Genomic DNA, 22,509 nt, shown 5'->3' on the forward strand with positions numbered 1-22,509 from the left:
GGCTTGTGCGGTGTACGAATAACGCATGGCCGAAGCCAACACCGCGTCGGCAGCGTGATGACCAAGGTGATACCCAGGGAGGATTCATGTCGGACGTTTCGTTGATGGTGAACGGAAAACAGGTCCGCGGTGCGGCCGAGGACCGGACGCTGCTGGTTCACTTCTTGCGGGAGAATCTCGGTCTCACCGGCACCCATGTCGGTTGCGACACCTCGCAATGCGGCGCCTGCGTCGTCCATGTCGACGGCAAGGCGGTGAAGTCCTGTACGATGCTCGCGGTGCAGGCGTCCGGATCGAGCGTGGTGACGATCGAGGGACTTGCCAACGGTGCCGACCTGCATCCCGTGCAGGCGGCGTTCAAGGAGCATCACGGACTGCAATGCGGCTTCTGCACGCCGGGCATGATCATGACGGCGGCCGACATGATCAAGCGCCACCCCGAGGGCCTCGACGAAGCGACGGTGCGCGCAGAGCTCGAGGGCAACATCTGCCGCTGCACCGGCTACCACAACATCGTCAAGGCGATCCTCGCCGCATCGGAGGGGATGAGCGGCAAGGTCAGGCAAGCGGCGTGAGAAAAGTAGTGAGTAGTCGGTACGAACCGGCGCCGATCTCCACCACTCACTACTTCCTACTCACTATTTCGGGAGGAATTTCTGATGGGCATTGAAGGTGTTGGCGCTCGCGTGGCGCGCAAGGAAGACAAGCGGTTCATCACCGGCGCCGGTCGCTATGTCGACGACATGGTGGTACCCGGCATGAAGCATGCGGCCTTCGTGCGCAGCCCGCACGCGCATGCCCAGATCGTGAAGATCGAGGTCGACAAGGCTCAAGCCATGCCGGGCGTCATCGGCGTGCTGACCGGCAAGGAGCTGAAGGCCGATGGCATCGGCAATCTCATCTGCGGCTGGATGATACATTCCAAGGACGGCTCCCCGATGAAGATGGGAGCCTGGTCGCCGCTGGCGGTCGACAAGGTTCGCTATGTCGGCGATGCGGTCGTCGTCGTGGTCGCCGACACCAAGGGCCAGGCGCGCGACGCCGCCGAAGCGGTCGAGATCACCTACAATGAACTCGAGGCGGTGGTGGATGCGACGAAGGCGCTCGAAAAGGGCGCTCCGCAACTCCATCCGGAAGCCGAAAACAACCTGATCTTCGACTGGGAGATCGGCGACGCCAAGGCGACCGACGCGGCGATCACCGCGGCTTCCCACGTCACCCGCATGAAAATCGTCAACAACCGGCTGGTGCCCAACGCCATGGAGCCGCGGGCAGCGCTGGGCCACTACGACAGGGCAGAAGACCACTATACCTGCTGGACGACCTCGCAAAACCCGCATGTCGCCCGGCTGGTGATGAGCGCCTTCTACAACATCGCGCCGGAAAACAAATTGCGCGTCATCGCGCCCGATGTCGGCGGCGGCTTCGGGTCCAAGATCTACATCTATCCAGAAGAAATCGTCTGCCTTTGGGCGTCCAAGAAAACCGGCGTGCCGGTGAAATGGGTAGCCGACCGCACCGAAAGTTTCCTTTCCGACGCGCATGGCCGCGACCATGTCTCGACAGTGGAAATGGCTTTCGACAAGAACAACAGGATCACCGGCCTCAAGGTCGACACGTTGGCCAATCTCGGCGCCTACATGTCGCTGTTCTCGTCCTGCGTGCCGACCTATCTCTACGCGACGCTGCTGTCGGGCCAGTACGATATCCCGGCGATCCACGCCAATGTCCGCACGGTCTACACCAACACAGCACCGGTCGATGCCTATAGGGGGGCAGGGCGGCCCGAAGCCACCTATCTCATCGAGCGCACGATGGAGACCGCGGCGCGGGAACTCGGCGTCTCGCCGGCGGAGCTTCGGCGGACCAACTTCATCACCACGTTTCCGCACCAGACGCCGGTCATCATGAACTATGACGCCGGCGACTATGGCGCCTCGCTCGACGCGGCGATGGAGGCCGCCGACTATGCCGGCTTTGCCGGACGCAAGGCGGAGGCCGCCAGGAACGGCAAGCTGCGCGGCATCGGCATGAGCTGCTACATCGAAGCATGCGGCCTGGCGCCGTCGGCCGCGGTGGGCTCGCTCGGCGCCGGCGTCGGCCTTTGGGAATCGGCCGAGGTGCGCGTCAATGCCGCCGGCACCATCGAGGTGCTGACCGGCTCGCACAGCCATGGCCAGGGCCATGAGACGACCTTCGCGCAACTGGTCAACGAACGGTTTGGGGTGCCGATCGACAGCGTCTCGATCGTCCATGGCGACACTGACAAGGTGCAGATGGGTATGGGTACCTACGGCTCGCGCTCGGGTGCGGTCGGAATGTCGGCGATTGCCAAGGCGCTGGACAAGGTCGAGGCCAAGGCCAAGAAGATCGCGGCGCACCTGCTCGAGGCCGACGAGGGCGACATCGTCATCGAGAACGGCGCGCTGAAGGTCGCCGGCACCGACAAAAACGTGCCGTGGTTCCAGATGGCGCTGGCGGCCTATACCGCTCATAATTTGCCCGGTGGCATGGAGCCGGGATTGAAGGAGACGGCGTTTTACGACCCGTCCAATTTCACCTTTCCGGCCGGCTGCTACATCTGCGAGGTCGAGATCGATCCGGAGACCGGAACGACCGAGATTATCCAGTTCGTCGCGGCCGACGATTTCGGCAACATCATCAACCCGATGATCGTCGAGGGCCAGGTGCATGGCGGCATCGCGCAGGGCATCGGCCAGGCACTGCTCGAAGGCGCCCACTATGATGCCGACGGCCAGCTTCTGACAGCGAGCTACATGGACTATACCATGCCGCGTGCGGATGACCTGCCTTCGTTCAAGGTCTCGACCTCGAACACGCCGTGTCCGGGCAATCCGCTCGGCATCAAGGGCTGCGGCGAGGCCGGCGCTATCGGCTCGCCGCCGGCGGTGATCAACGCCATCACCGACGCCATAGGAATCGCGGATATCGCCATGCCGGCTTCGCCGTCTACGGTGTGGGCCGCGATCCGTGCGACGGCGAAGCACTGAAAAAAGGAGAGTGAGTAGTGAATAGTGAGTAGTGAACAAAAACGCGGTTGCCGCGGCAATTGATCACCCGCTATTCACCACATTACCGACCAATGCCTACTCACTAATCACTACTGACTACTGACTACTGACTATCCACTCTTCACCAGGGAGAGCCTCCAAATGTACGCAGTCAATTACCACCGCGCCGCCTCAGTCGCCGATGCCGCGAAGCTCGTCACGGGCGGCGACGCCAAGTTGCTGTCGGGCGGCATGACCCTGATCCCGGCCATGAAGACGCGGCTGGCGGCCCCCTCCGATGTGGTCGACCTGTCGCGGATCAAGGAATTGCAAGGCGTGACAGTGTCCGGCAGGGCAGTCACGATCGGCTCCGCCACCACGCATTTCGATGTTGCCAGCGACGACAGGTTGAAACAGGCCTGCCCGGCGCTCGCGCATCTGGCATCGCTGATCGGCGATCCGGCAGTGCGCTATAGGGGCACGATTGGCGGCTCGATCGCCAACAACGACCCTGCGGCCGATTATCCAGCGGCCATGCTGGCGCTAAATGCCACCATCATTACCAACACGCGCCAGATCGCGGCCGACAAGTTCTTCGTGGGCCTGTTCGAGACGGCGCTGGAGGACGGCGAAATCCTCACGGCCGTCACCTTCACCGCGCCGGCAAAGGCAGCCTATAAAAAATTCCGCAATCCGGCCTCCCGCTACGCCATTGTCGGCGTGTTCGTGGCCAAGGGTGAGGACGGCGTCAGGGTGGCCGTGACCGGGGCCGGCGACGATGGCGTCTTCCGCTCGAAGGAGATCGAGGCCGCGCTCGCGAAGGACTTCGTGGCTTCGGCGCTCGACGGCGTCAAGGTGCCGGCGACCAAGCTGATGAGCGATATCCACGCTTCCGCCGACTACCGTGCCAATCTGGTCGCGGTCATGGCCAAGCGCGCGGTGGCCGCCGCCAACGCCTGATTCCTTCCTGCTCCTGTCAGGCAGGAGAGGGACTTCTCGCCCCTTTTCCGCAGACGGGCGCATTGTGGCAATCTCGCACTTGCACAAAGCGATATTGCACTGCACTATGCCGGCGATCAAACGCGAGCCGGGTTCGGAGTGTTCATCACGACCTGCGACCCTATTCGCATGTTTCAATGCGAAGGGAGCGGCATGACCGACATCTCCGCGACGCATGTTGTGCCGCCAAGATCCGTCGCCGACAGATCCGCCAGGACAAGACTGGCCTATCTCGACGGCTGGCGCGGACTTTCGATCGCGCTGGTGCTCATCGGCCATTTCTTTCCCGTTGCAGGGATCAATCTCGGCGTACTGGGCGTCGAATTCTTCTTCGTGCTCAGCGGCCGGCTGATGGCCGAGATCCTGTTCGTCGAGCGCTACCCGCTGAAGAAATTCTTCAAGCGCCGCTTCTCCCGCATCTATCCCGCGCTGCTGGTGTTCGTGATCGTTTCGATGATTGCGCTGTCGGGCACGTTCGTCGCCTTCAAATGGAAGGCGGCGCTGACGGCGCTGACATTCACCTACAACTATGCCGGAATTCTCGTGAACCGCGCCGGCGCGCTCGACCACATCTGGTCGCTCTGTGTCGAAGAGCATGCCTACATCATCCTGGCAGCGATCAGCGCACTTGTCGCAAGCCGTAGCCGCGTCATCCCGCTGCTCCTGGTGCTGGCGGTGCTGGCCATGGCAAACGGTGCGGTTTCGTACTGGTTCCTGCACATGGACTACGAGACCACATACTGGCGCACCGACGTGCATATTGCGTCGATCCTGCTGTCGGCCGCCATCTGCCTGCTGAAGACCGACGGCAAGCTGCCGGCCCTGTTGAAGGGCCCTTATGTGGCGGTGGCGGCGGCCATCGCGGCGGTGCTTCTGTTCATGGACCCGGTACCAACCCCGATCCACTATCTGGTCGCCGTGCCGCTCCTGGCGCTTGCCGTCAACGCTCTCGATTTCAGCACGAGATTGTTTTCTGGACTGCTGTCGTCCTGGCCTATGGCGACGCTGGGTCTATGGTCCTATTCGCTCTATCTGTGGCAGCAGCCATTCTACAAATTCGTCTATGAGCGAGGCAGCGACCCATGGCTGATGCTGGCTGGGGTCTTTGCCTGCGCGCTCTGCAGCTATTATGTCATCGAGCGGCCGTCGCGTGAGTGGCTGAACCGCAACTGGTGAGTGACGCCGCAGTGTCCCTCCCTTGCGTTGCCTAGCGGCCAAGGTCAGCCTCGCTCGATGCCGCCTGTACGGCAGCTTGTTTGGTAAGTTCGTCCTAATATAGCCAGGGGTTACCTGGCGATCTGCTTGCCGGATAGCCCAATGTCCTTAGACATTGGTATTATGGCAGCTATTCCTTGTTGTCCCGCCCCGTGCTCCGCCTAGTTTATTCGAATCGGTGCATTGCATGGGAGGATGGAATGGCAACGACCAGGGAAAACGCTGGCGGCTGGCTCGATCGCTCGCGCACGATCGCCGAGCCTGGTTTCAGCAGATGGATGGTGCCGCCGGCGGCGTTGTGCATTCATCTTTGCATCGGTCAGGCCTACGCGTTCAGCGTCTTTAACCTGCCGATGTCGAAACTGATCGGTATCACCGATTCGGCGCCCGACGACTGGAAGCTGACCGGACTCGGCTGGATTTTTTCGATCGCGATCCTGTTTCTTGGCCTCGCGGCAGCCTTCGGCGGCGGTTGGCTGGATCGCTTCGGCCCGCGCAAGGCGATGGTCGCGGCCGCCTGCTGTTTCGGTGGCGGTTTCATCGTGTCGGCGCTCGGCGTCACCTTGCATCAACTGTGGATCATCTATCTCGGCTACGGCGTCCTGGGCGGCATCGGCCTCGGGCTCGGCTACATCTCGCCGGTCAAGACGCTGATCACCTGGTTTCCCGACCGGCCGGGCATGGCGACCGGCATGGCGATCATGGGGTTTGGCGGCGGAGCCTTCATCGCTTCGCCGCTTTCGGTCTATCTGCTGAAGCTGTTTTCGACCCCGCAGCATATCGGTGTCGCCGAAACCTTCATCGTGCTGGGCATTGTCTACTTCATCTTCATGCTGATCGGCGCCGTCATCGTCAGGGTGCCGCCCGATGGCTGGCGTCCGGCCGGCTGGACGCCGCCGACGACACAAAACCCGATGGTGACAACCGCCAACGTCCATCTCGACGACGCGTTGAAGACACCGCAGTTCTGGCTGTTGTGGGGCGTGCTGTGCCTCAACGTGACGGCCGGCATCGGCGTCCTCGGCCAAGCCTCCGCCATGAGCCAGGAGATGTTCCCGGGACGCATCACGCCGGCCGCCGCCGCCGGCTTCGTCGGCCTGCTATCGATCTTCAACATGCTCGGCCGCTTCTTCTGGGCGTCGACCAGCGACTATATCGGCCGCAAGACGACCTACGCGGTCTTCTTCGTGCTGGGCGTGATCCTTTATGCGGTGGTGCCGTGGACGGGCCAGTCGGGCAACGTGTTCCTGTTCGTGCTGTTCTATGGCGTCATCTTGAGCATGTATGGCGGCGGCTTTTCCACCATTCCGGCCTATCTGCGCGATGTCTTCGGCGTGCGGTATGTCGGTGCCATCCATGGCCGCCTGCTGACGGCGTGGTCGGTGGCGGGCGTGCTGGGGCCGGTCCTGGTCAACTACATCAGGCAGTACCAGATCGATGCAGGAGTAGCGAAGGCCGATGCCTACACGGTCACCATGTACATCATGGCCGGCCTGCTCGTCGTCGGTTTCCTGCTCAACCTGATGATGCGGCCGGTGGATGCACGGTTCCACATGAAGGCCGAACCGGCTGCAGCGTAAGGAGAGTGATCATGGCGCAAGACAACAGCAATTCTGTCAAATTGGTCCTTGCCTGGCTGCTGGTCGGCATCCCGCTGTTGTGGGGGTTCTGGACGACGCTGGTCAGTGCAGCGGCGTTGTTCCAGTAGTGGCAGAGACCTGGAAAGGAGCAGCGCTCAGGCGATGATCCGCCTGACGTAGTAGCGCACCGCCTTCTTGCCGCCATGGATCACCGCGTCGCCGACCTCGGTGAAGCCGAGCGCTGCATGGAAGGCGTCCGAAGCCGGGTTGGGCGGGTCGGCATTGACCTCGCATGTGACCAGTGCATGGCCGGCGCGCGTGGCGTGCTCGAACAGGTCTTGGTAGAGCAGGCGGGCATGGCCGCGGCCACGAGCTTGCGCCGCCACCACGACGCGATCGACATAGACGAAGCGCTCGTAGCGTTCGCGAAACCAGAGAAAATTCGGACTGTCGTACCGAGCCCCTTGATCGAAGGTCATGATGAAGGCTTCGAGCGCGCCGATGCGGCGCGCATAGAACGCCTCGCCAAGCAGGAAAGACAGGCGCTCGGGCTCAAGCCACGACAATTCGGCGGCATGCTCGTTGTTGAGCGCGAGTATGGCCGCTTCGTCGCTTTGCCTGACACGGCTGATCGGGGAGAGGGCGGTCATGCCTTGGCCGCCGCGATCGTCGCTGCCACAAGCGGCGTATCGGTGAGCGTATTGCGATACTCGCGGTCGAGATCGGAGCCACCCATGCCGACCTTGGGATTGCGGTAGCGCATGGCGCTGGGCACGTCCTTAAGGACGGCGAAATGCATTTCGGACAGTCCGGTCCTTTGCCGCACCTCGGCAATGTTGCCGAGATCGAGCCCGCCGCAGCCGAGAATGACGATGCGGTCGCCCCCCTGTCGCACCAGGTCCGCCAACAGCGACAGGCCCTCCATCGCCGTGTCGCGTTGGCCGCTGGTCAGCACGCGGCCGACCTTGCAACGGATCAGCGCTTCCAAAGCCTCGGCCGGGTCGCGCGTCATGTCGAAAGCGCGGTGACACGTGACGTTAAGGCCGCCGGCGGCCTCCGTCAGTTCGCTCATGCGGCGCTCGTCGATGGTGCCTTCGGCGGTGAGGCAGCCGAACACCACGCCGGGCACGCCGAGGTCGCGCAGGGCGGCTATGTCGGCCAGCATCGAACGGTACTCGGTTTCGCTGTAGAGAAAATCGCCGCCACGCGGCCGCACCATGACATGGAACGGCACAATCGCCTGGTCGAGCGCGGCGCGCACGGTTCCCAAGCTCGGCGTGATGCCGCCTTCGACGAGGCTGGCGCACAGTTCGACCCTGTCGGCGCCGCCGGCCTGTGCGGCCAGAAGGCCATCAATGCCCTCGACACAGATTTCGATCAGCGGCGGGCGGGCTTCTTCAGTCAAGGTGTGATCCTGTCCATGATGTTGTGAGAAGCCCGTAGCACCCGCGCGGCGGGCGCGAAAGCAGGAACGGCACGGCGCATTGGACCAGGGGGCATTTCCCTGCTTGACAGTCTTATAACTACATGGTTATGAGTTAACCCATAGCCATCGAGTTATTGATCGCGAGCGGTGGCTCGACGACGACTAAGAGGAGCACGGCATGACAGAGACCAAATCGATCGTCGTTGAACGACTGATTCCGCATTCGGCGGAGAAGATCTGGCGTGCGCTGACGGTGCCCGAACTCGTCGCAGAATGGCTCATGCAGAATGACTTCGCGCCGCAAGAGGGGCACCGCTTCACCTTCCGCGCTTCACCGGTACCGGGCTGGTCCGGGGTGACGAACTGCGTCGTGCTGAAAGTCGAGGCGCCACGCCTGCTTGCCTATAGCTGGGGCGACGGAAGCGAATCCGACAGCGGACTGAAAACCGTGGTGACCTGGTCGCTCACGCCTGAGGGCGCGGCGACCCGGGTGCGGATGGAGCACTCGGGGTTCCGGCCGGCCGATGAGCGTGGATATGTCGGCATGGGAAGCGGCTGGCCGCGTATTCTTGAGCGACTTGAGCAGGTGGCTGCGAAGCAAGGCTGAGCCGACTCTCCTCGACCAACCGGTCGCCATGGCCGGCGAACCACAACAAGTCTCCCCGGATGCGCCGCTTCCGGGCATGGCAAACCGCGCCCTGACCAAACTTTTCAAACGGAGAAACACCATGGAAGCCAGGCTCAAGAACCCCGTGATGCTCATCCCCGGCGCCCTGCAGGCGCTGCTGGCGCTGGACAAGTCGACCGAGGCGGCCGATTTGCCCTATGTGACGCGCAAGCTCGTCCATCTGCGCGCCAGCCAGATCAATGGCTGCTCGGTTTGCGTCGACATGCATGCGCGCGAACTCAAGAAGGCTGGCGAGAAGGACGAACGCATCTTTGCCTTGTCGGCCTGGCGGGAGACGCCGTACTTCACCGATGCCGAACGCGCCGCGCTTGCCCTTGCCGAAGCCGGCACAAGGCTGGCCGACAGAACGGATGCCGTGACGGACGAGGTATGGGACGAGGCCGCCCGGCACTATGACGAAAAGGCGCTTGCCGGGCTCGTCATCCAGATCGCCGTGATCAACGCCTTCAATCGGCTGAACGCCACGACACGCCAAATGGTCGGCGCCTGGGGCTAAGGCCGCGCGAAGGCGAGCCGTGCCACGGTGCAATGGCGGCTGGACTCGCGGTGCACCAAACCTGCTTGCCTAGCCCGGCCGGGTCGCGGCCGGCGGCAATTCGAACAGTTTGGCGCCATTTTCCTCGCCGCGTTCGACATAGCCGATGGTGCGAAACCATTTTGCGATTTCCGGTCCCGTGAGCCAGCTGCGGGAGTGAATAGGGAGATTGCCGGCGAGCGCCTGGATCTGCCTGATATGCCGCCTGCAGAAACGCACGGTCGCGGCCCTGAAAAAGCCCTCGCGCGCGGCGAACAGCGTGTCTGCGGCGTCGCCATGCTCGTGCCAGGCGACGATCGCTACGGTCCCGTCGCTGTCGACAAGGGCATGGGCGCGGCCCTCCTTCAGGTTCATCATCAGATTGTCGTAGGCGACCTTGCTGTCCTTGCCGGCGGCGATGTATTCGTCGGACATCCGCTTGGACAAATGGCGAAACACGTCTTCCAGATCGCCGACCGTCGCTGTTCGTGCTCTCATTTCTGCTCCTTGAGCCCCGGCAGGGAGTTTGCTCCAGGAAAAGGCATTCACCAAGCAAAGGGATTTCGCGAAAAACCCAACGGGGGGAATCCGGTTCCGCCGGTAAGGCGGGCAACCGGCATAGCATCGTCAGCCCGGTCGTGCGGAACCGGATGGGAGCTGGGCCAACGACTTAGCGCGGCGCGCTCCCGTGGCGAGACAGTTCGAGGACCCGGAGCAGCGGTGGCTTACTGGCGCAAAACCGTGTTCTTGGTGCCTTCCTCGACCTGGTCGATCACCAGCAGCTTGACCGGGCCTTCACCGATGTTGGTGGCCTGATGCCACTGCCCGATCATCTCGATGATGAAATCGCCAGTCTTGTAGGTGTTGCTGTTGCCGGTCTCGACATTGGTGACCTTCAACGTGCCGGCCTCGACATAGGCGTAGCGCGGGAACGGATGCTTGTGCACCGGCAAGGTCGCGCCCGGCGCTATGTCGTAGGTCGACACCAGCACCTGCACGTTCTTCTGCGGCAGCGTGATCGGCTGGCCGGAAGCGGTGGTCGTGCGCGAGGCGAGGGGTGTCACGACGACGGGCGTGCCGCTGCTGTCCAGCGCATGAGCGCCGGTCGCGAACGCCGCAGCCGCCAGCAGCAATGCCGATGCCAGGACTTTTCGCATGATTCCTCCCCAAACCGCCGCATCTATCGCGCCGCGAAGGCCGGTGCGCAAGCATGTCCCTGACGAATCTGATTGGACTCGCTGGCCTGGACGTGGCGTGCGACGTGTCAAATCGCTGCGGTAAGCTGGATCTCGACACGGATCTCGGGCAAGGCGAAGCTCGCCCCGACCGTGGCGCGTGCCGGGGGCTCCACGCCGTCGAGCCATGTGACCCAAGCCTTGTTCATCGCGTCGAAGTCTTCGACATCCCTCAACCAGATCTGCGCGAACAGCAGCTTCGATCTATCCGAACCGACGCTCGCCAGAAGGCGATCCGCCTTTTCCAATATCTCCTTCGTCTGGTCAGACGTGCCGGTTTTCTTGTCATCGGCCGTCAAGCCCGAGAGATAGGCCGTGCCGTTGTGAACGACGATACGGCTAAGCCGTTCGTTCTTGTCGAATCGTTCGATGTTCCCCATGGCGGAGGCCCCTGGTTGCGTTGGTCAAAAGCAGGCCGCCGTACGCAATCCAGCGGTCTGCTGAGCGGGATCAGACGTGCGCGACAGCGGAGCGCTGGGCGTGGGCCTGGAAGAGGCGTTGCGGACGAAACGTTTCCATTTCGTCATGGATTTTGCCGCGCACGACTTCGTCGGCGACCACCTTGCCCAATTGCGGGCCGATGGTCACACCACTGTGCGTTACGGCCATGTAGTGGCCGACGATATCCGGCATGGCGCCGGCACAGGTGTAGCCGTCCTCCGGGAACGGCCGGACCGTCGTGCGAATGGCTTCCACACCTGCGTCGCGGAGCGAAGGCAGGACCTTGGTCGCCGCATCCAGGAGCGTCGCCGCCTCGTTCCCGGCAGGGCTGAGCACCTCCGGCTTCTCCAGGGTCATGTCCACCGAGACCTTATGGATCATGATGCGGCCCGCTCCGTCGGGACGGATATCCAGATCGTCGGCATGCAGCTGGCTGCGGAGCGTCAAGGCCACCGGCGGGGTGAAGGCGAGCACGCCTATGGTCGAGGAAAGTGGAATACCCTGGGCATCGCCGAGCCTCTCACTAGACCAGCCGCCGGTGCAGCTCACGACGGCATCCGCAGGGTGTCGGTCTCCGTTCGCCGTCCGAACTGCCCGTACGCGCCCGCTTTCGGTCTCGATCTCGGTCACGCGTGAACCGAGTTTGACCTGTGCTCCCCAGCGCTCCTTCGCCGCCCGCAAAAGCCAGGCCGAGTAGAGCACCGGATCGACCCAGCCTTCTTCCGGATAGTAGGAGATTGGACAATCGCCGAAAGCGGAGACATCGATATCGGGCTCCATCTCGGCGACGCGCTTCTTGTCGATCCACTCGACGCCGTAGCCCCATTCCTTCATCTGCCTGAAGTTCTCGAAATAATCGTCCATCGACTCCGGCTCTGTTCGCCAATCGAAACTGCCGGTCTGGGTGAACCAGGGAGCGATGCCGAAGTCGCGCTTGAGTTCAAGATGGGCGCGCATTCCCGAGACGTTCAGATCGAAATACGGCCGGGGCCGCTTGGTCGTCGCATTTGTCCAGGCAAAGCTTACCCCCGACGTACCGCCTGCTATCCGTCCGGCCTCGAGCACGACGACGCTTGCTCCCGCCTTGGCGCATTCATAGGCGGCGGAACTGCCGACGATACCGGAACCAATGACCACGACACGCATAAAGATGATCTCCAAAAATTCCCGGGCTAATGACGTCATCCGATACGAGTAATCTCTGAAAGACGAATCGATGCAAATGCCGCTATATCGTTGAGAGATGTTGCTGGAGCGTTTGACAGTACTGCTGACGCCGCTCTTCTTAATTCGATCGGCGCCTGCGATGTGTTTGCAACCCCGCACAACATCCTCGGTTGCCTGAAAACATTGCAATGGGTGCCAACTGCGGTCAATTGAACTGGTCGCTGCCGTTCATGGCCAAAAGTTATGAACCAATGTCCCAGCCATCTGCGGCTGCCCAGGTCGGCCCATTAGCCCGCACGGGCAACTTCTCGTGCGAAGTTATCAAATTCGGGCGCAACCGTTTGCGAGAGCAATGCTACGCTTATCGGCGCATCGGGGATCGCGGAATGGAAGAGACTGCACGGTGAGTGGCGAGCCGGAATTCCTCCTGATCGACAAGAACGCGATCCGGGACATTTTGAGCCTATCCCTGGCTCTTGAAGCGACCGAGGCCGCACTGCGCAAAACATCGAGCGGCATGGCGCGCCAGCAGATCAGGCGCACACTTGAGCTGCCGGGTGCGGCCGGGAGTTGTCTGTCGCTTATGTATGCTGCGCTGGATGACCGGCCGCTGTTCGGGGCGAAGGTGCTTTCCGTGTTTCCTGACAATTTCGCGCATGGGTTCGCGTCTCATCGCGGCGGTGTCTTCCTGTTCGACAAGGATCATGGACGGCCTGTAGCCTTGATCGACGGGGGAGAGCTTACGGCTTGGCGGACCGCGGCGGCCAGTGCTGTCGCGACCAGGGCACTTTCGCGCGAAGACAGCACCACGTTGACACTGTTCGGATATGGCGAGCAAGCCCGCCGGCATGTCGCGGCTATTGCGGGCGTCCGGCCGATCCATGCGATCCATATTTGGGGTCGCGACTTTGCAAAGGCGCAGCGATTCGCCGAGGAGCAGTCAGCCGCCGGATTCCAGGCGAAGGCACATCACGACCCTGGCGAGGCCGTTCGCGAGGCCGACATCATCTGCACCACGACATCTTCCGAAAAGCCGGTGCTGTGCGGCCAATGGCTTCCGCCTGGTGTCCATATCAATGCGGTCGGGGCGAGCGTCGCTTCATGCCGCGAGCTCGACCTCGACTGTGTGCGCAGAGCGCAGATCTGGGTCGACTACCTGCCTATGGCGCTGACGGCCGCGGGAGAACTGATCGAGGCGATTGAAACCGGCGTGATCGGCGTCGATCATATCCGTGGCGAGGTCGGCGACGTGCTGGCAGGTGCGAAACCCGGCCGCACTGGCGACGATCAGATCACGCTTTTCCGGTCTCTCGGCGTTCCGGCGCAAGACATCGAGCTTGCCAATCTTGTCTATATCTCCGCCCGCAACGCCGGACTCGGCACCTCAATTGATTTCAGGTTGTGATGCCATGCTGAGCTGCCAACGAGATCTCTTCTCCATTCCCCGCGAGACAGCTTATCTGGATGCCGCATATATGTCTCCGATCCCGACCGCCGCCGTCGCGGCCGGCGAGGCCGGCGTCAGGGTGAAAGCCGAACCCTGGAAAATGACCATCGCCTCTTATTACGACGAGGTGGAAGAGGCGCGGCAGCTCGCCGCATCAATGGTGGGCGCCGATGCCGATGAGATCGCCATTGTGGCCGCCACCAGCTATGGCATGGCTATCGCAGCCGCCAACGTTTTGGTTGCGGCAGGTTCGGCCATCCTTCTGATGGAGAACGAACACACCTCGCACAGATATGTCTGGTATGACCTCGCGCAACGCGCCGGCGCCTGCGTTGATATCGTCCCGCAACCAGCCGACGGCGACTGGACCAGCGCGATCGTATCGGCAGTCCAAGACTCGAGCCGTCCCATCGCGGTCGTTGCGGGGACGCTGGTGCATTGGTTCGAGGGCATGGCGATCGACCTGGAGGCGGTGGTCGCCGCCACACGGGCAGCGGGCGCCAGTCTTGTCGTTGACGGAACCCAGTGGGTTGGCGCGATACCCTTCGATGTCCGGCGCGTCCGACCGGACTTTCTCGTCTTTGCCACCTACAAGTTCCTTCTGGGGCCATATCGCCTCGCATTCCTTTACGCCGACCGGCGTTGGCACACAGAGGGGCGCACTCTGGAGCATCATTCATGGAACCGGATGGGCGGGGACAAATCGGACTTCTACAAGGTGGCCGTAGCCGAGTTTCTTCCCGGCGCGCGGCGGTTCGACATGGGGGAACGCTCCGATTTCGCGGTCCTGCCCATCGCAATCGCCGCAATGAAGCTCATCCGCGGCTGGACCGTCGGGCGCGTGTTTGAGCGCCTGCGTCACCTTAATGAGCTTGTCTGGGCGCAGGCGGAAAGCAGAGGGCTGCCGGTCGCGCGTCCGCGACACCCAACGCCCCATATCGCGATCCTCGACATAGGGGGCCGTCTCGCGCCGAATGCGGCACAAGAGCTGAAGCGGGCTGACGTGCACGTCACGCTGCGCGGCACGAAGATGCGCGTGTCGCCGCATGTCTACAATGACGAAGCCGATATCGGCCGCCTGTTCGAATGCCTGCCGCTCCGCTAGAGGCTTTCAGCGGTGAATGGAAACAGTTCTGTCGGCCTAGCGGCGAGGACCCAGGGCGGTGATTCCTGCCTCTACGCCGTTCATAAAGCTTCGCGTCGTCTGGATGAGATGCTCGGTGAAGGCGTCCGCCGCCGTCGATGCAATGACACCCCAAGGCCGGTAGACGCTGAGGTTCAGATCGAGACGTGGCCGGAAATCCCTGATCTCGATCGGCAGGTCGCGTGCCAGCCACGCCGAAAGCCTGTCGACGACGCTCACGCCCGCCCCGGAAGCGACAAGGGCGATGCACGCACTGGACAGGCTGGCCTCTACCTTCAACAGACGTCCCACTCCGCGTTCTTCGCACAAGGCATCGAGCTGCTGCCGCATCGGATCGGCGGAGCCCATCGAGATGAAGTCGAGACCGTCGAGATCTTCTGCCTGCACCACGTCGAGCTCAGCCAGACGGTGACCCGCCGGCATGACGCAAACCGGTGGGGTCGCTGTCAGCGCTCGCCTGACGATTGAAGAATTCTCGTCCGATGCCGTTACGCCTATTCCGATGTCGAGCTGATTGCGGCTCGCCCGCTGCACCACCGTGGCGGAGCTGCGGATATCCAGGGAAATCGACACGGATGGATGCTGTTTTGAGAAGCTCGTGATGATGGACGGCAGCAGCGTGGACCCGAAGGCCGGGAGCGCGCAGATGTTCAGCCTGCCACTTCGCAACTCGCGTATCTCCCTCGCGGCGCGCGAGATGCCGCGCGCGGACTCGAAAACGCGCTTCACCTCGGCATAGAGCATGTGTGCTTCAGGGGTGGGGATCAGCCGCTGCCGGCTTTTCCTGAACAGCTGGAAATCCGCCTTCTCGCTGAGTTGCTGGAGCATCTTGCTGACAGCCGGCTGCGTGATGTCAAGTGCGTCGGCCGCCTTGGTGGTTGTTCCATGCAGCATGACCGAAGCGAAGACCTCGATCTCGCGAGGCGTAAACTCTGCCTCCTTCGTGACGGTGTCCTTTTCGCCAAATTTCATGCCCGCTTACCTTGCCAGGCAGCTGATCGCTGTGCCGAAACAGCGAGCTGCGAACGCCAAGATTAATGGGAAGGGTCGGATGTTCCAAGAGGCGCGCGAAGGAAGTTTATTCCTGGAGGTTATGAACTTTCAGCGATTTGGCGGAACTGATTTCAGTTGCTTGTCAACATTTCGGCGAGATCGAGCAAACCGGCGTCCTGACCCGGACCTGCGGCCAGTTGCACCGACACCGGAAGCCCGTCAGGAACCGGCAAAGGAATAGCCAACGCCGGCATGCCAAGCATATTTGCCCAGCGGCGGAAGCGGCCGCCGGCCAGTCCCCACGGCACCATTTCCCCATTCACCTCGGTAAGTTCGTCGGAAAGCCGCGGCGCCGATCCAGGCGCCGTAGGAATGGCAAAAGCGTCCAGGCCCGCGATTTTCTCCAGAAACCGGCCTCGCACGCCGTTACGGATTTCGATGGCGCTATCATAGGCGCCGGCATGGATGCGAATGCCGCCCTGCAGGAATGAGTGAACCGCGTCGCCGACCATGTCCGGCTTCTGCTCGATTGCATTGCGGTAGATTCGCGCGAACTCACATTGGAGGATTGTCAGTCCCGCGGCAACGAACGCCTCCCTGTCGTCGAAGGTGATCTCGACCGTGCGCACTTCAGGACGATCGAGCATGGTAGCCAACGCGATATCGACTGACGTGTCGACGTGAGCGCCAAGCAGTTCGGGGCAGATGCCGATCGTGATGCCCGTTGTCGTTTTGCTGCCCCCGCTTGCCGACGGGGCGAGCCGTTTTCCGGCAAGCGCCTCGGTCATCAGGCGAACGTCCCTGACCGAGCGTGCAAGAACGCCGACGCAGTCCAGCGAAGGCGCTATGCTCATGACGCCCTGCACGGCGATCAGATCATTCGTCGGCTTGTAACCGAACAAGCCGGTTGCAGCAGCCGGGGATCGGTTTGACCCGCCGCTGTCCGTGCCAACCGCTGCCAGGCAAAAACCGGCCGCGACCGCTGCGGCCGACCCGCTGCTCGTGCCACCTGTCCCACGGTCCGGATCAAGCGGGTTGGCGACCTTGCCGTGCCAAGGATTGTCGTGGCCGCCGACGCACAGTTCGTGCAGGTTCGTCTTGCCGATGATGATGGCGCCGGCCGCCTGAAGATTGGCAATGCATGTTGCCGTTTCCGTCGCGACGTGATCCCGAAACAACCGGGAGCCAGCCGTTGTCGGCCAATCCTTGACGTCGATAACGTCTTTGACCGCGATCGGCACGCCATGCAGCGGGCCGCGCCTGTGACCGGATCTGATTTCGCGTGTGGCCTGAAGCGCGGCGTCCAGGGCATCAGCTTCGGCCACGAAAATCATCGCCTTGATGTGTTCATTCAGTTCCTGGATGCGATCGAGGCAACCCTCCATGATTTCCACGGGCGACAGGCCGGCAGCGATCTTTTCGCTCATCTCCTCGATGGACCGGCAAGGGCTGCTATTCATATGACGACCTTAGAGCGAACGCACCGGACCGACCGCATTGCGGCCGGCCATCCCGGAACCAGCCGACGATGCCACATCAGAAATTTGGTGGACAGTCGCGAGCTTATTCCCGTGGGCGCGGGACTATCGCTGAAAACTCATAGGCGCGATCAATGGCGGCGTCGTGAACCGTTCAATTCAGCCCTGTCCTCGCACGCGCCGATCAATGAGCGCCGATCGTTTGCCGGTCGCCGGACTGCGTCACTCGAAGGGGCTATCGTCATAACTATTGGTGATGAACCGCACGGCAGGGGGCATTAGATCGAGATCATTTGAACTGTTAGCGTTTTCAAACACCGCCCTGAAAGAAGGTCGACTGAGCCGAATGGCCAAGTTCGCATCGCCGACATCCGAACCAGTCCACGATGCTCGATGCTGCCGGCTGGCCACGGGCCGACGTCGAAAGATCGGCAGATGCCCGGCTACCAGCATCATCATTGCGGAAGATACAAATCCACATAAACAAAAAGGGGAACAATCATGAAAAAGCTTGCACTCGCCTTGTCACTGATCGTGGCGGTATTTAGCGCCGCCAATTCATCGTCGGCGGCCGACGATGTCATCCGTTTCGGTGTCGCCGCGGAGCCATACCCGCCTTTCTCCGTCAAGGATGCCAGCGGCACCTGGCAGGGCTGGGAAATCGACCTGATGAATGCCGTTTGCAAAGAGATGAAGGCGAAATGTGAGATCGTCGATATCGCCTGGGACGGCATCATTCCCGCGCTGTTGGCCAAGAAGTTCGACGTCATCTGGAGCTCGATGTCGATCACGGACAAGCGCAAGGAGGTGATCGATTTCACCGACAAGTACTACTATTCGCCCAACGTGCTTGTCGGCGCCAAGGCGGATACGCGGCAGTTCGACGTGACCAAGCCGGAGACATTCAAGGGGATTGCGGTCGCGGCACAGAGTGCCAGCCTGCAGGCGACCTACATGCAGGATAAGTTCAACGGCATTGCCGAAGTGAAGATCTATCCAACACTCGATGACGAAATCGCGGACATCCAGGCCGGACGCGTGGATCTCATGGCTGCGGCAGGCATCCAGATCCAGGATTTCTTGAAGAAGCCGGAGGGCCAAGCTTATGAAATCAAGGTGACGCTGCCGCATGAGAAAATGTTTGGATACGGCGACGGCGGCGGCCTGCGCAAGGAAGACACCGCTCTGAGGGACCGCCTCAATGCAGCACTCAAGGCGGTGCGCGCCAGCGGCGAGTACGAGACGATCACCAAGCGCTATTTCGATTTCAACATTTACGGCGATTGATCATCTGGTTCAGGCCCGGGGGACGGCCGGCCCGGGGCGGCCGTCGCCATCTTCATTGAACTGGAACGCGCTGTATGAACTCGACCGTGTCTTGGGCAACCCTGCTCAGCTTCGGGGACAAGGGCTGGGGCGACGAATTGCTTCTTGGCGCTTGCCTGAGCCTTGGAATTTCGATCAGCGCCTATCTCGTGGGCCTGACCCTCGGCCTCATGGGTGCGGTGGCCAAGATCTCGAAGAACCGCGTGGCGGTCTCCGCAGCCGTTGCCTATACGACAATCATCCGGTCCGTACCGGACATTCTCATCATATTCCTCGTCTACTATACCGCGACGGACGCGTTGCGCTGGGCCGTGAGCCTGGCGGGACTGACTTCCGAATTCCAGGTCAATGGGTTTGTCGCCGCGACGCTGTCGCTTGGGATCGTTCAAGGCGGCTACAGCACGGAGGTCCTGCGCGGCGCGATCGTGGCCATCCCGCGAGGTCAGGTCGAGGCAGCCTATTCACTCGGTCTGACACGGCGCCAGACCTTCTTCCTGGTGACCGTGCCGCAAATGGTTCCCCTGGCCTTGCCGGGGCTTGGCAATTTGTGGCTGGTCGTCTTGAAGGAAAGCTCACTGGTCAGCCTGATCGGTTTTACCGAGCTCGTTCTCGCCGGCAAGATGGCTGCCGGCGCGACGCGCGATTACTTCATGTTCTATTGCGCGATCGCGTTCGTGTTCCTCGCCATGTCGGGCATATCGGCGATGCTTTTCCATGCCCTCGAAACAGCCACCGTCCGTGGCGGGAGGCGGGGCTAGCGTGACTGAGTTTGGAGCCTACCTCGCCAATCAGCTTCTGGCCGGCGCCCAGGTCACCATAATCCTGTTCCTCGGCTGTGCGGTGGTCGGCAATTTGCTTGCTATCCCGGTTGCACTGGCCCGGTTATCCAACAGGAAATGGCTGCGATATCCTGCGGTTGCGTTTATCCTCGCGTTCCGGGGGACCCCGCTCCTGGTCCAGCTTTACCTCTGCTACTTCGGTATCGGCCAAATTCTCTCGGGGATCCCCTCGATCCGCTACAGCCCGCTCTGGCCCATTTTGCGAGGCGCGGACTTCTATGCGTTTTTTACCCTTTCCCTGAACACCGCGGCCTACTGTGGCGAGATTTGGAGAGGGGCGATACAGGCCATTCCAGAAGGGCAGCGTGAGGCCGGCCAATCGCTTGGCCTGTCGAAAACACGGATCATGATTTCCGTCCTTCTCCCGCAGGCTTTCAGGTTGGCTTTGCCGGCGATCGGCGGCCAGAACATCCTGCTTTTGAAGGGGACCGCACTGGCGTCGACGATCACGGTCTTCGAACTGATGGGCGCGGCGAACCTCGTTCGCGCGCAGACATTTCGGGTCTACGAGCCTCTGTTCGCCGCCGCGCTAGGATATTTCCTGCTGGCGGCATTGATCACTATCGGCTTTGGTTTCTTCGAGAGACGGCTTGCTCGACAACATTGAGCGGAACGGATCGGTGTATCGAGCCGCTGCGTGGAAGGCGACGTGACCTTCAGGCACGCCGAATTCGACATAGAATCGCGCCGCTTCGATGACCTCGCCAAATCCCGTTTTGCAAGCAGCGGCTATTTCGTCGCGGAACTGATCCCACTCTGTCGGGGCCGTTCGCGCGCTTGACCGCGTCGGACAAAAAACTTCTCGGCCCCTACATGAACCCCAGGGTATTTCTTGAGGGCCTCCTGGTCAGTGGCGCCAAGCGGGCACGAGGTGTTCTCGCGTGCCCAAAATAACCCGAAGTTCTCCAGGGATTTTGCGCCTGTAGCGCCATCCGGCTTTGCCGCGTTTCTGAATGTGGTTCACGCCGATCGTCATAGCCCAGTGTACCCCGCAGTGTACCTCTGGGAGGCGGAAAGCCTTGCAGTGCTTGGGTTTAAAGACATTTCTGGATTAAGTGGCTCCCCGGGCCGGATTCGAACCAGCGACCAACCGGTTAACAGCCGGTTGCTCTACCACTGAGCTACCGGGGAACAGAGGCTCTCATGCGAGTGGCGCAGCCTATAGCAAACCCTTTTCGGCTTTGCAAAGAACCATTTCGCATTTTTCCGAGACTTTTTCGCTCAGGCGTTTCTCGCAATCGGCGGCGTTCGTCCTCATATTAGCCGTCTTGCGAGGGGCGCGGAACCGAATGCGCGGTCGCGGCTTTCGTCAAGTGACATCCTCAAACCACCAGACGGACCGGCCATTCGAGATGACGGCAGCAGAAGAAAACCAGGCACCGGCGCGAAAGATATCGGTCTTCGGGCGCAAGTTCACCATGCCGCGTTCGCGCGGCCTCAGGATTGCAATCGGCGTGCTTTTGACGATTGGCGGCATTCTGGGGTTCTTGCCGATTCTCGGTTTCTGGATGGTGCCGCTCGGACTTTTGGTGCTCTCCTACGAATTCGCCATGGTGCGCCGCCATCGGCGCCGGTTCGTCGTCTGGTGGGAACGGCGGCGCCGGCCGGATTGATCGGCCACGCCGGGGACCTTGCCCGGCTTCGTCGCGGCGGCCTTTGGGGCCCGAATCAAATCGCAGCGCTATCCTGCGTTCCAGTGCTCGCCTCCTCCGGGGCGTCCTGCTGGCCTGCTCTCAGATCCTCGCTGATTTCCTTCAGGACGGCGGAAGCCGAGGCAAGGCGCGCGCGGTCGCGCGGTGAAAGCCGGCCGGTGCCTTCTATCTTGAGGCAATCCATGGCGTAGCGCACCAGCTCCTCGCACCCCAGCAGCGGCGAGCTGTCCGCGTTGTTGGTCGACTCGTCCGGTTTGGCCAGCTGCATGGCGCAGTCCTCCTCGGCCTCAACGCAGCCCGGTGCGCGGAGTTTCTCCCGATCATCCGCCATGCTTAACGGCTTGCTAACGCAGCTCGAACCGCCCTGTCTCGCATTTAGGGCGGGGTGCGGGGACTGGCGCAGGCGAAACCGTCGCGAATGCATTGTCGCCGCTTGACGGCTTTTTCGCCGCAACCTATTGGAACCGGGTGGAACGCCGGGAGTAACGAGGCCTCGTGGCGGAGTGGTTACGCAGAGGACTGCAAATCCTTGCACCCCGGTTCGATTCCGGGCGAGGCCTCCAATCTCCGGGCTCCCGCGCGTCAGCGCAGGGAGCTCGCCGTTCCCGTCTAAATGAACCGCGATGTGGCGCGGCAAGCGGATTGGTTGGGACATGAGCGCTGATTTCTCCGAGCTTCGCGTCAAGATGGTCGATGGCCAGATCCGCACCACCGACGTGACCAGCACGCCGCTGCTCGACGCCATGCTTTCCGTGCCCCGCGAGCTTTTCGTCGACGAACGCCAGCGCAATCTCGCCTACATCGACGAAGACATCCGCATCGCGGACGGCCCCGGCGGCGCGCGATATCTGATGGAGCCTTCGCCGCTGGCCAAGCTGATGCAACTGGCCGAGATCAGTCAGGCTGATTCGGTCCTCGATGTCGGCTGCGGCACCGGCTATGCCTCGGCCATCCTGTCGCGACTGGCGGGCTCCGTGGTGGCGCTTGAAAGTGATTCGGCGCTGGCCGAAACCGCAAAGTCGGTGCTCTCATCGCTGGGCTGCGGCAATGTGACCGTGGTCCAGGGCCCGCTGCCGCAGGGATATGCGGCCAAGGCGCCCTACGATGTCGTCTTCGTCGGCGGCAGCGTCGGCAAAGTGCCGGCGGCGCTGCTCGACCAGCTCGCCGAAGGCGGCCGCCTCGTCGCGGTCGAAGGGCAGGGCAATTCTGGCGTGGCGCGGCTTTTTTTCAAAGCAGGGGGGGTTGTAACCGGTAGACGGGCATTTAATGCGGCAATTAAGCCACTACCCGGGTTCGAACGTGAGCATGCTTTCGAATTCTGAATGATTTGGCCTTGCAGCAGAGGCTTTGTCAT

The 22,509-nt window shown here is 62.0% G+C and carries 23 protein-coding genes and 2 tRNA genes; 15 read left to right on the forward strand and 10 right to left on the reverse strand.

The window, feature by feature from the left end; translation table 11 throughout:
- The first annotated feature begins 86 nt into the window (after nucleotides 1-86).
- From FJ946_RS20820 to FJ946_RS20840, 5 genes are all read left to right on the forward strand, one after another.
- The gene (locus FJ946_RS20820) at nucleotides 87-575 is read left to right on the forward strand and encodes a (2Fe-2S)-binding protein (protein WP_140521053.1); all 489 of its coding nucleotides are present in this window, start codon (nucleotides 87-89) and stop codon (nucleotides 573-575) included.
- An 84-nt stretch (nucleotides 576-659) separates the two neighbouring features.
- Nucleotides 660-3,011, forward strand: coding sequence for a xanthine dehydrogenase family protein molybdopterin-binding subunit (locus FJ946_RS20825; RefSeq protein ID WP_140564109.1), 2,352 nt, complete (start codon nucleotides 660-662; stop codon nucleotides 3,009-3,011).
- 162 nt (nucleotides 3,012-3,173) lie between these two features.
- Nucleotides 3,174-3,971, forward strand: coding sequence for a xanthine dehydrogenase family protein subunit M (locus FJ946_RS20830; RefSeq protein WP_140564108.1), 798 nt, complete (start codon nucleotides 3,174-3,176; stop codon nucleotides 3,969-3,971).
- A 192-nt stretch (nucleotides 3,972-4,163) separates the two neighbouring features.
- Nucleotides 4,164-5,186: an acyltransferase gene (locus tag FJ946_RS20835; protein WP_140517169.1), complete on the forward strand. Its 1,023-nt coding sequence runs from the start codon at nucleotides 4,164-4,166 to the stop codon at nucleotides 5,184-5,186.
- Nucleotides 5,187-5,425: 239 nt separating this feature from the next.
- Nucleotides 5,426-6,805, forward strand: coding sequence for an OFA family MFS transporter (locus tag FJ946_RS20840; RefSeq protein ID WP_140564107.1), 1,380 nt, complete (start codon nucleotides 5,426-5,428; stop codon nucleotides 6,803-6,805).
- A 155-nt stretch (nucleotides 6,806-6,960) separates the two neighbouring features.
- On the opposite strand, the gene FJ946_RS20850 is transcribed toward FJ946_RS20840, so the two are convergent.
- Both FJ946_RS20850 and FJ946_RS20855 read right to left on the reverse strand, forming a co-directional pair.
- Nucleotides 6,961-7,455, reverse strand: a complete 495-nt coding sequence (locus tag FJ946_RS20850; RefSeq protein ID WP_140495733.1) for a GNAT family N-acetyltransferase — start codon at nucleotides 7,453-7,455, stop codon at nucleotides 6,961-6,963.
- On the reverse strand, nucleotides 7,452-8,210 hold the full coding sequence (locus tag FJ946_RS20855) for a copper homeostasis protein CutC (protein ID WP_140517165.1): 759 nt from the start codon (nucleotides 8,208-8,210) through the stop codon (nucleotides 7,452-7,454). The genes FJ946_RS20850 and FJ946_RS20855 overlap by 4 nt, the downstream gene beginning before the upstream one ends.
- A 199-nt stretch (nucleotides 8,211-8,409) precedes the next feature.
- Here FJ946_RS20855 and FJ946_RS20860 point away from each other — a divergent pair, with 199 nt between their 5' ends.
- Entirely contained in the window at nucleotides 8,410-8,838 is a 429-nt protein-coding gene (locus FJ946_RS20860; RefSeq protein ID WP_140517164.1) for an SRPBCC domain-containing protein, read from the forward strand.
- Nucleotides 8,839-8,959: 121 nt separating this feature from the next.
- Nucleotides 8,960-9,415 (forward strand): carboxymuconolactone decarboxylase family protein, encoded by a 456-nt coding sequence (locus tag FJ946_RS20865; RefSeq protein ID WP_140495736.1) that lies wholly within the window; start codon nucleotides 8,960-8,962, stop codon nucleotides 9,413-9,415.
- Between the two features lie 69 nt (nucleotides 9,416-9,484).
- Here the strand turns inward: FJ946_RS20865 and FJ946_RS20870 are convergent, their stop codons facing one another.
- From FJ946_RS20870 to FJ946_RS20885, 4 genes are all read right to left on the reverse strand, one after another.
- Entirely contained in the window at nucleotides 9,485-9,931 is a 447-nt protein-coding gene (locus FJ946_RS20870) for a hypothetical protein (protein ID WP_140495737.1), read from the reverse strand.
- A gap of 227 nt (nucleotides 9,932-10,158) precedes the next feature.
- Nucleotides 10,159-10,590 (reverse strand): cupin domain-containing protein, encoded by a 432-nt coding sequence (locus tag FJ946_RS20875; protein WP_140495738.1) that lies wholly within the window; start codon nucleotides 10,588-10,590, stop codon nucleotides 10,159-10,161.
- Nucleotides 10,591-10,697: 107 nt separating this feature from the next.
- On the reverse strand, nucleotides 10,698-11,048 hold the full coding sequence (locus FJ946_RS20880; RefSeq protein ID WP_140517162.1) for a RidA family protein: 351 nt from the start codon (nucleotides 11,046-11,048) through the stop codon (nucleotides 10,698-10,700).
- A 70-nt stretch (nucleotides 11,049-11,118) separates the two neighbouring features.
- Entirely contained in the window at nucleotides 11,119-12,465 is a 1,347-nt protein-coding gene (locus FJ946_RS20885) for an FAD-dependent oxidoreductase (RefSeq protein ID WP_246671761.1), read from the reverse strand.
- A gap of 214 nt (nucleotides 12,466-12,679) precedes the next feature.
- Here FJ946_RS20885 and FJ946_RS20890 point away from each other — a divergent pair, with 214 nt between their 5' ends.
- Together FJ946_RS20890 and FJ946_RS20895 are read left to right on the forward strand one after the other, a co-directional pair.
- Complete coding sequence (locus FJ946_RS20890) at nucleotides 12,680-13,681, forward strand: ornithine cyclodeaminase family protein (protein ID WP_181167634.1); 1,002 nt, start codon at nucleotides 12,680-12,682, stop codon at nucleotides 13,679-13,681.
- A 121-nt stretch (nucleotides 13,682-13,802) separates the two neighbouring features.
- Nucleotides 13,803-14,828: an aminotransferase class V-fold PLP-dependent enzyme gene (locus FJ946_RS20895; protein ID WP_246673036.1), complete on the forward strand. Its 1,026-nt coding sequence runs from the start codon at nucleotides 13,803-13,805 to the stop codon at nucleotides 14,826-14,828.
- Between the two features lie 36 nt (nucleotides 14,829-14,864).
- On the opposite strand, the gene FJ946_RS20900 is transcribed toward FJ946_RS20895, so the two are convergent.
- Both FJ946_RS20900 and FJ946_RS20905 read right to left on the reverse strand, forming a co-directional pair.
- Nucleotides 14,865-15,839 carry a LysR substrate-binding domain-containing protein gene (locus tag FJ946_RS20900; protein ID WP_140517158.1) on the reverse strand — a complete coding sequence of 325 codons (975 nt, stop codon included), beginning with the start codon at nucleotides 15,837-15,839 and terminating at the stop codon, nucleotides 14,865-14,867.
- 152 nt (nucleotides 15,840-15,991) lie between these two features.
- Nucleotides 15,992-17,287, reverse strand: coding sequence for an amidase (locus FJ946_RS20905; protein WP_181167635.1), 1,296 nt, complete (start codon nucleotides 17,285-17,287; stop codon nucleotides 15,992-15,994).
- Nucleotides 17,288-17,839: 552 nt separating this feature from the next.
- On the opposite strand from FJ946_RS20905, the gene FJ946_RS20910 reads away from it, so the two are divergent.
- From FJ946_RS20910 to FJ946_RS20920, 3 genes are all read left to right on the forward strand, one after another.
- Complete coding sequence (locus FJ946_RS20910; protein ID WP_140564105.1) at nucleotides 17,840-18,625, forward strand: transporter substrate-binding domain-containing protein; 786 nt, start codon at nucleotides 17,840-17,842, stop codon at nucleotides 18,623-18,625.
- 74 nt (nucleotides 18,626-18,699) lie between these two features.
- Nucleotides 18,700-19,422 (forward strand): ABC transporter permease subunit, encoded by a 723-nt coding sequence (locus tag FJ946_RS20915; protein WP_140517154.1) that lies wholly within the window; start codon nucleotides 18,700-18,702, stop codon nucleotides 19,420-19,422.
- Nucleotide 19,423: 1 nt separating this feature from the next.
- On the forward strand, nucleotides 19,424-20,110 hold the full coding sequence (locus tag FJ946_RS20920) for an ABC transporter permease subunit (RefSeq protein ID WP_140564104.1): 687 nt from the start codon (nucleotides 19,424-19,426) through the stop codon (nucleotides 20,108-20,110).
- A gap of 449 nt (nucleotides 20,111-20,559) precedes the next feature.
- On the opposite strand, the gene FJ946_RS20925 is transcribed toward FJ946_RS20920, so the two are convergent.
- Nucleotides 20,560-20,634, reverse strand: a tRNA-Asn gene (locus FJ946_RS20925).
- 221 nt (nucleotides 20,635-20,855) lie between these two features.
- Here FJ946_RS20925 and FJ946_RS20930 point away from each other — a divergent pair.
- The gene (locus FJ946_RS20930) at nucleotides 20,856-21,116 is read left to right on the forward strand and encodes a hypothetical protein (RefSeq protein ID WP_140495745.1); all 261 of its coding nucleotides are present in this window, start codon (nucleotides 20,856-20,858) and stop codon (nucleotides 21,114-21,116) included.
- Nucleotides 21,117-21,171: 55 nt separating this feature from the next.
- On the opposite strand, the gene FJ946_RS20935 is transcribed toward FJ946_RS20930, so the two are convergent.
- Nucleotides 21,172-21,423 (reverse strand): hypothetical protein, encoded by a 252-nt coding sequence (locus FJ946_RS20935; RefSeq protein ID WP_140495746.1) that lies wholly within the window; start codon nucleotides 21,421-21,423, stop codon nucleotides 21,172-21,174.
- A gap of 221 nt (nucleotides 21,424-21,644) precedes the next feature.
- Between FJ946_RS20935 and FJ946_RS20940 the strand changes: the two genes are divergently transcribed.
- Together FJ946_RS20940 and FJ946_RS20945 are read left to right on the forward strand one after the other, a co-directional pair.
- Nucleotides 21,645-21,718, forward strand: a tRNA-Cys gene (locus FJ946_RS20940).
- Between the two features lie 90 nt (nucleotides 21,719-21,808).
- On the forward strand, nucleotides 21,809-22,477 hold the full coding sequence (locus FJ946_RS20945) for a protein-L-isoaspartate O-methyltransferase (RefSeq protein WP_140495747.1): 669 nt from the start codon (nucleotides 21,809-21,811) through the stop codon (nucleotides 22,475-22,477).
- Nucleotides 22,478-22,509 lie beyond the last annotated feature (32 nt).

The sequence above is a fragment of the Mesorhizobium sp. B2-4-7 genome (genome assembly GCF_006442685.1).
Lineage (GTDB): Bacteria > Pseudomonadota > Alphaproteobacteria > Rhizobiales > Rhizobiaceae > Mesorhizobium.

Bases quoted from the DNA above. Each gene is read 5' to 3' on its own strand.
- FJ946_RS20860 (WP_140517164.1), top strand. From the start codon at position 8,410: ATGACAGAGACCAAATCGATCGTCGTTGAACGACTGATTCCGCATTCG.
- FJ946_RS20915 (WP_140517154.1), top strand. From the start codon at position 18,700: ATGAACTCGACCGTGTCTTGGGCAACCCTGCTCAGCTTCGGGGACAAG.
- FJ946_RS20945 (WP_140495747.1), top strand. From the start codon at position 21,809: ATGAGCGCTGATTTCTCCGAGCTTCGCGTCAAGATGGTCGATGGCCAG.
- FJ946_RS20865 (WP_140495736.1), top strand. From the start codon at position 8,960: ATGGAAGCCAGGCTCAAGAACCCCGTGATGCTCATCCCCGGCGCCCTG.
- FJ946_RS20850 (WP_140495733.1), bottom strand. From the start codon at position 7,455: ATGACCGCCCTCTCCCCGATCAGCCGTGTCAGGCAAAGCGACGAAGCG.
- FJ946_RS20825 (WP_140564109.1), top strand. From the start codon at position 660: ATGGGCATTGAAGGTGTTGGCGCTCGCGTGGCGCGCAAGGAAGACAAG.
- FJ946_RS20830 (WP_140564108.1), top strand. From the start codon at position 3,174: ATGTACGCAGTCAATTACCACCGCGCCGCCTCAGTCGCCGATGCCGCG.
- FJ946_RS20875 (WP_140495738.1), bottom strand. From the start codon at position 10,590: ATGCGAAAAGTCCTGGCATCGGCATTGCTGCTGGCGGCTGCGGCGTTC.
- FJ946_RS20840 (WP_140564107.1), top strand. From the start codon at position 5,426: ATGGCAACGACCAGGGAAAACGCTGGCGGCTGGCTCGATCGCTCGCGC.
- FJ946_RS20835 (WP_140517169.1), top strand. From the start codon at position 4,164: ATGACCGACATCTCCGCGACGCATGTTGTGCCGCCAAGATCCGTCGCC.
- FJ946_RS20900 (WP_140517158.1), bottom strand. From the start codon at position 15,839: ATGAAATTTGGCGAAAAGGACACCGTCACGAAGGAGGCAGAGTTTACG.
- FJ946_RS20880 (WP_140517162.1), bottom strand. From the start codon at position 11,048: ATGGGGAACATCGAACGATTCGACAAGAACGAACGGCTTAGCCGTATC.
- FJ946_RS20910 (WP_140564105.1), top strand. From the start codon at position 17,840: ATGAAAAAGCTTGCACTCGCCTTGTCACTGATCGTGGCGGTATTTAGC.
- FJ946_RS20905 (WP_181167635.1), bottom strand. From the start codon at position 17,287: ATGAGCGAAAAGATCGCTGCCGGCCTGTCGCCCGTGGAAATCATGGAG.
- FJ946_RS20820 (WP_140521053.1), top strand. From the start codon at position 87: ATGTCGGACGTTTCGTTGATGGTGAACGGAAAACAGGTCCGCGGTGCG.
- FJ946_RS20870 (WP_140495737.1), bottom strand. From the start codon at position 9,931: ATGAGAGCACGAACAGCGACGGTCGGCGATCTGGAAGACGTGTTTCGC.
- FJ946_RS20935 (WP_140495746.1), bottom strand. From the start codon at position 21,423: ATGCAGCTGGCCAAACCGGACGAGTCGACCAACAACGCGGACAGCTCG.
- FJ946_RS20930 (WP_140495745.1), top strand. From the start codon at position 20,856: ATGACGGCAGCAGAAGAAAACCAGGCACCGGCGCGAAAGATATCGGTC.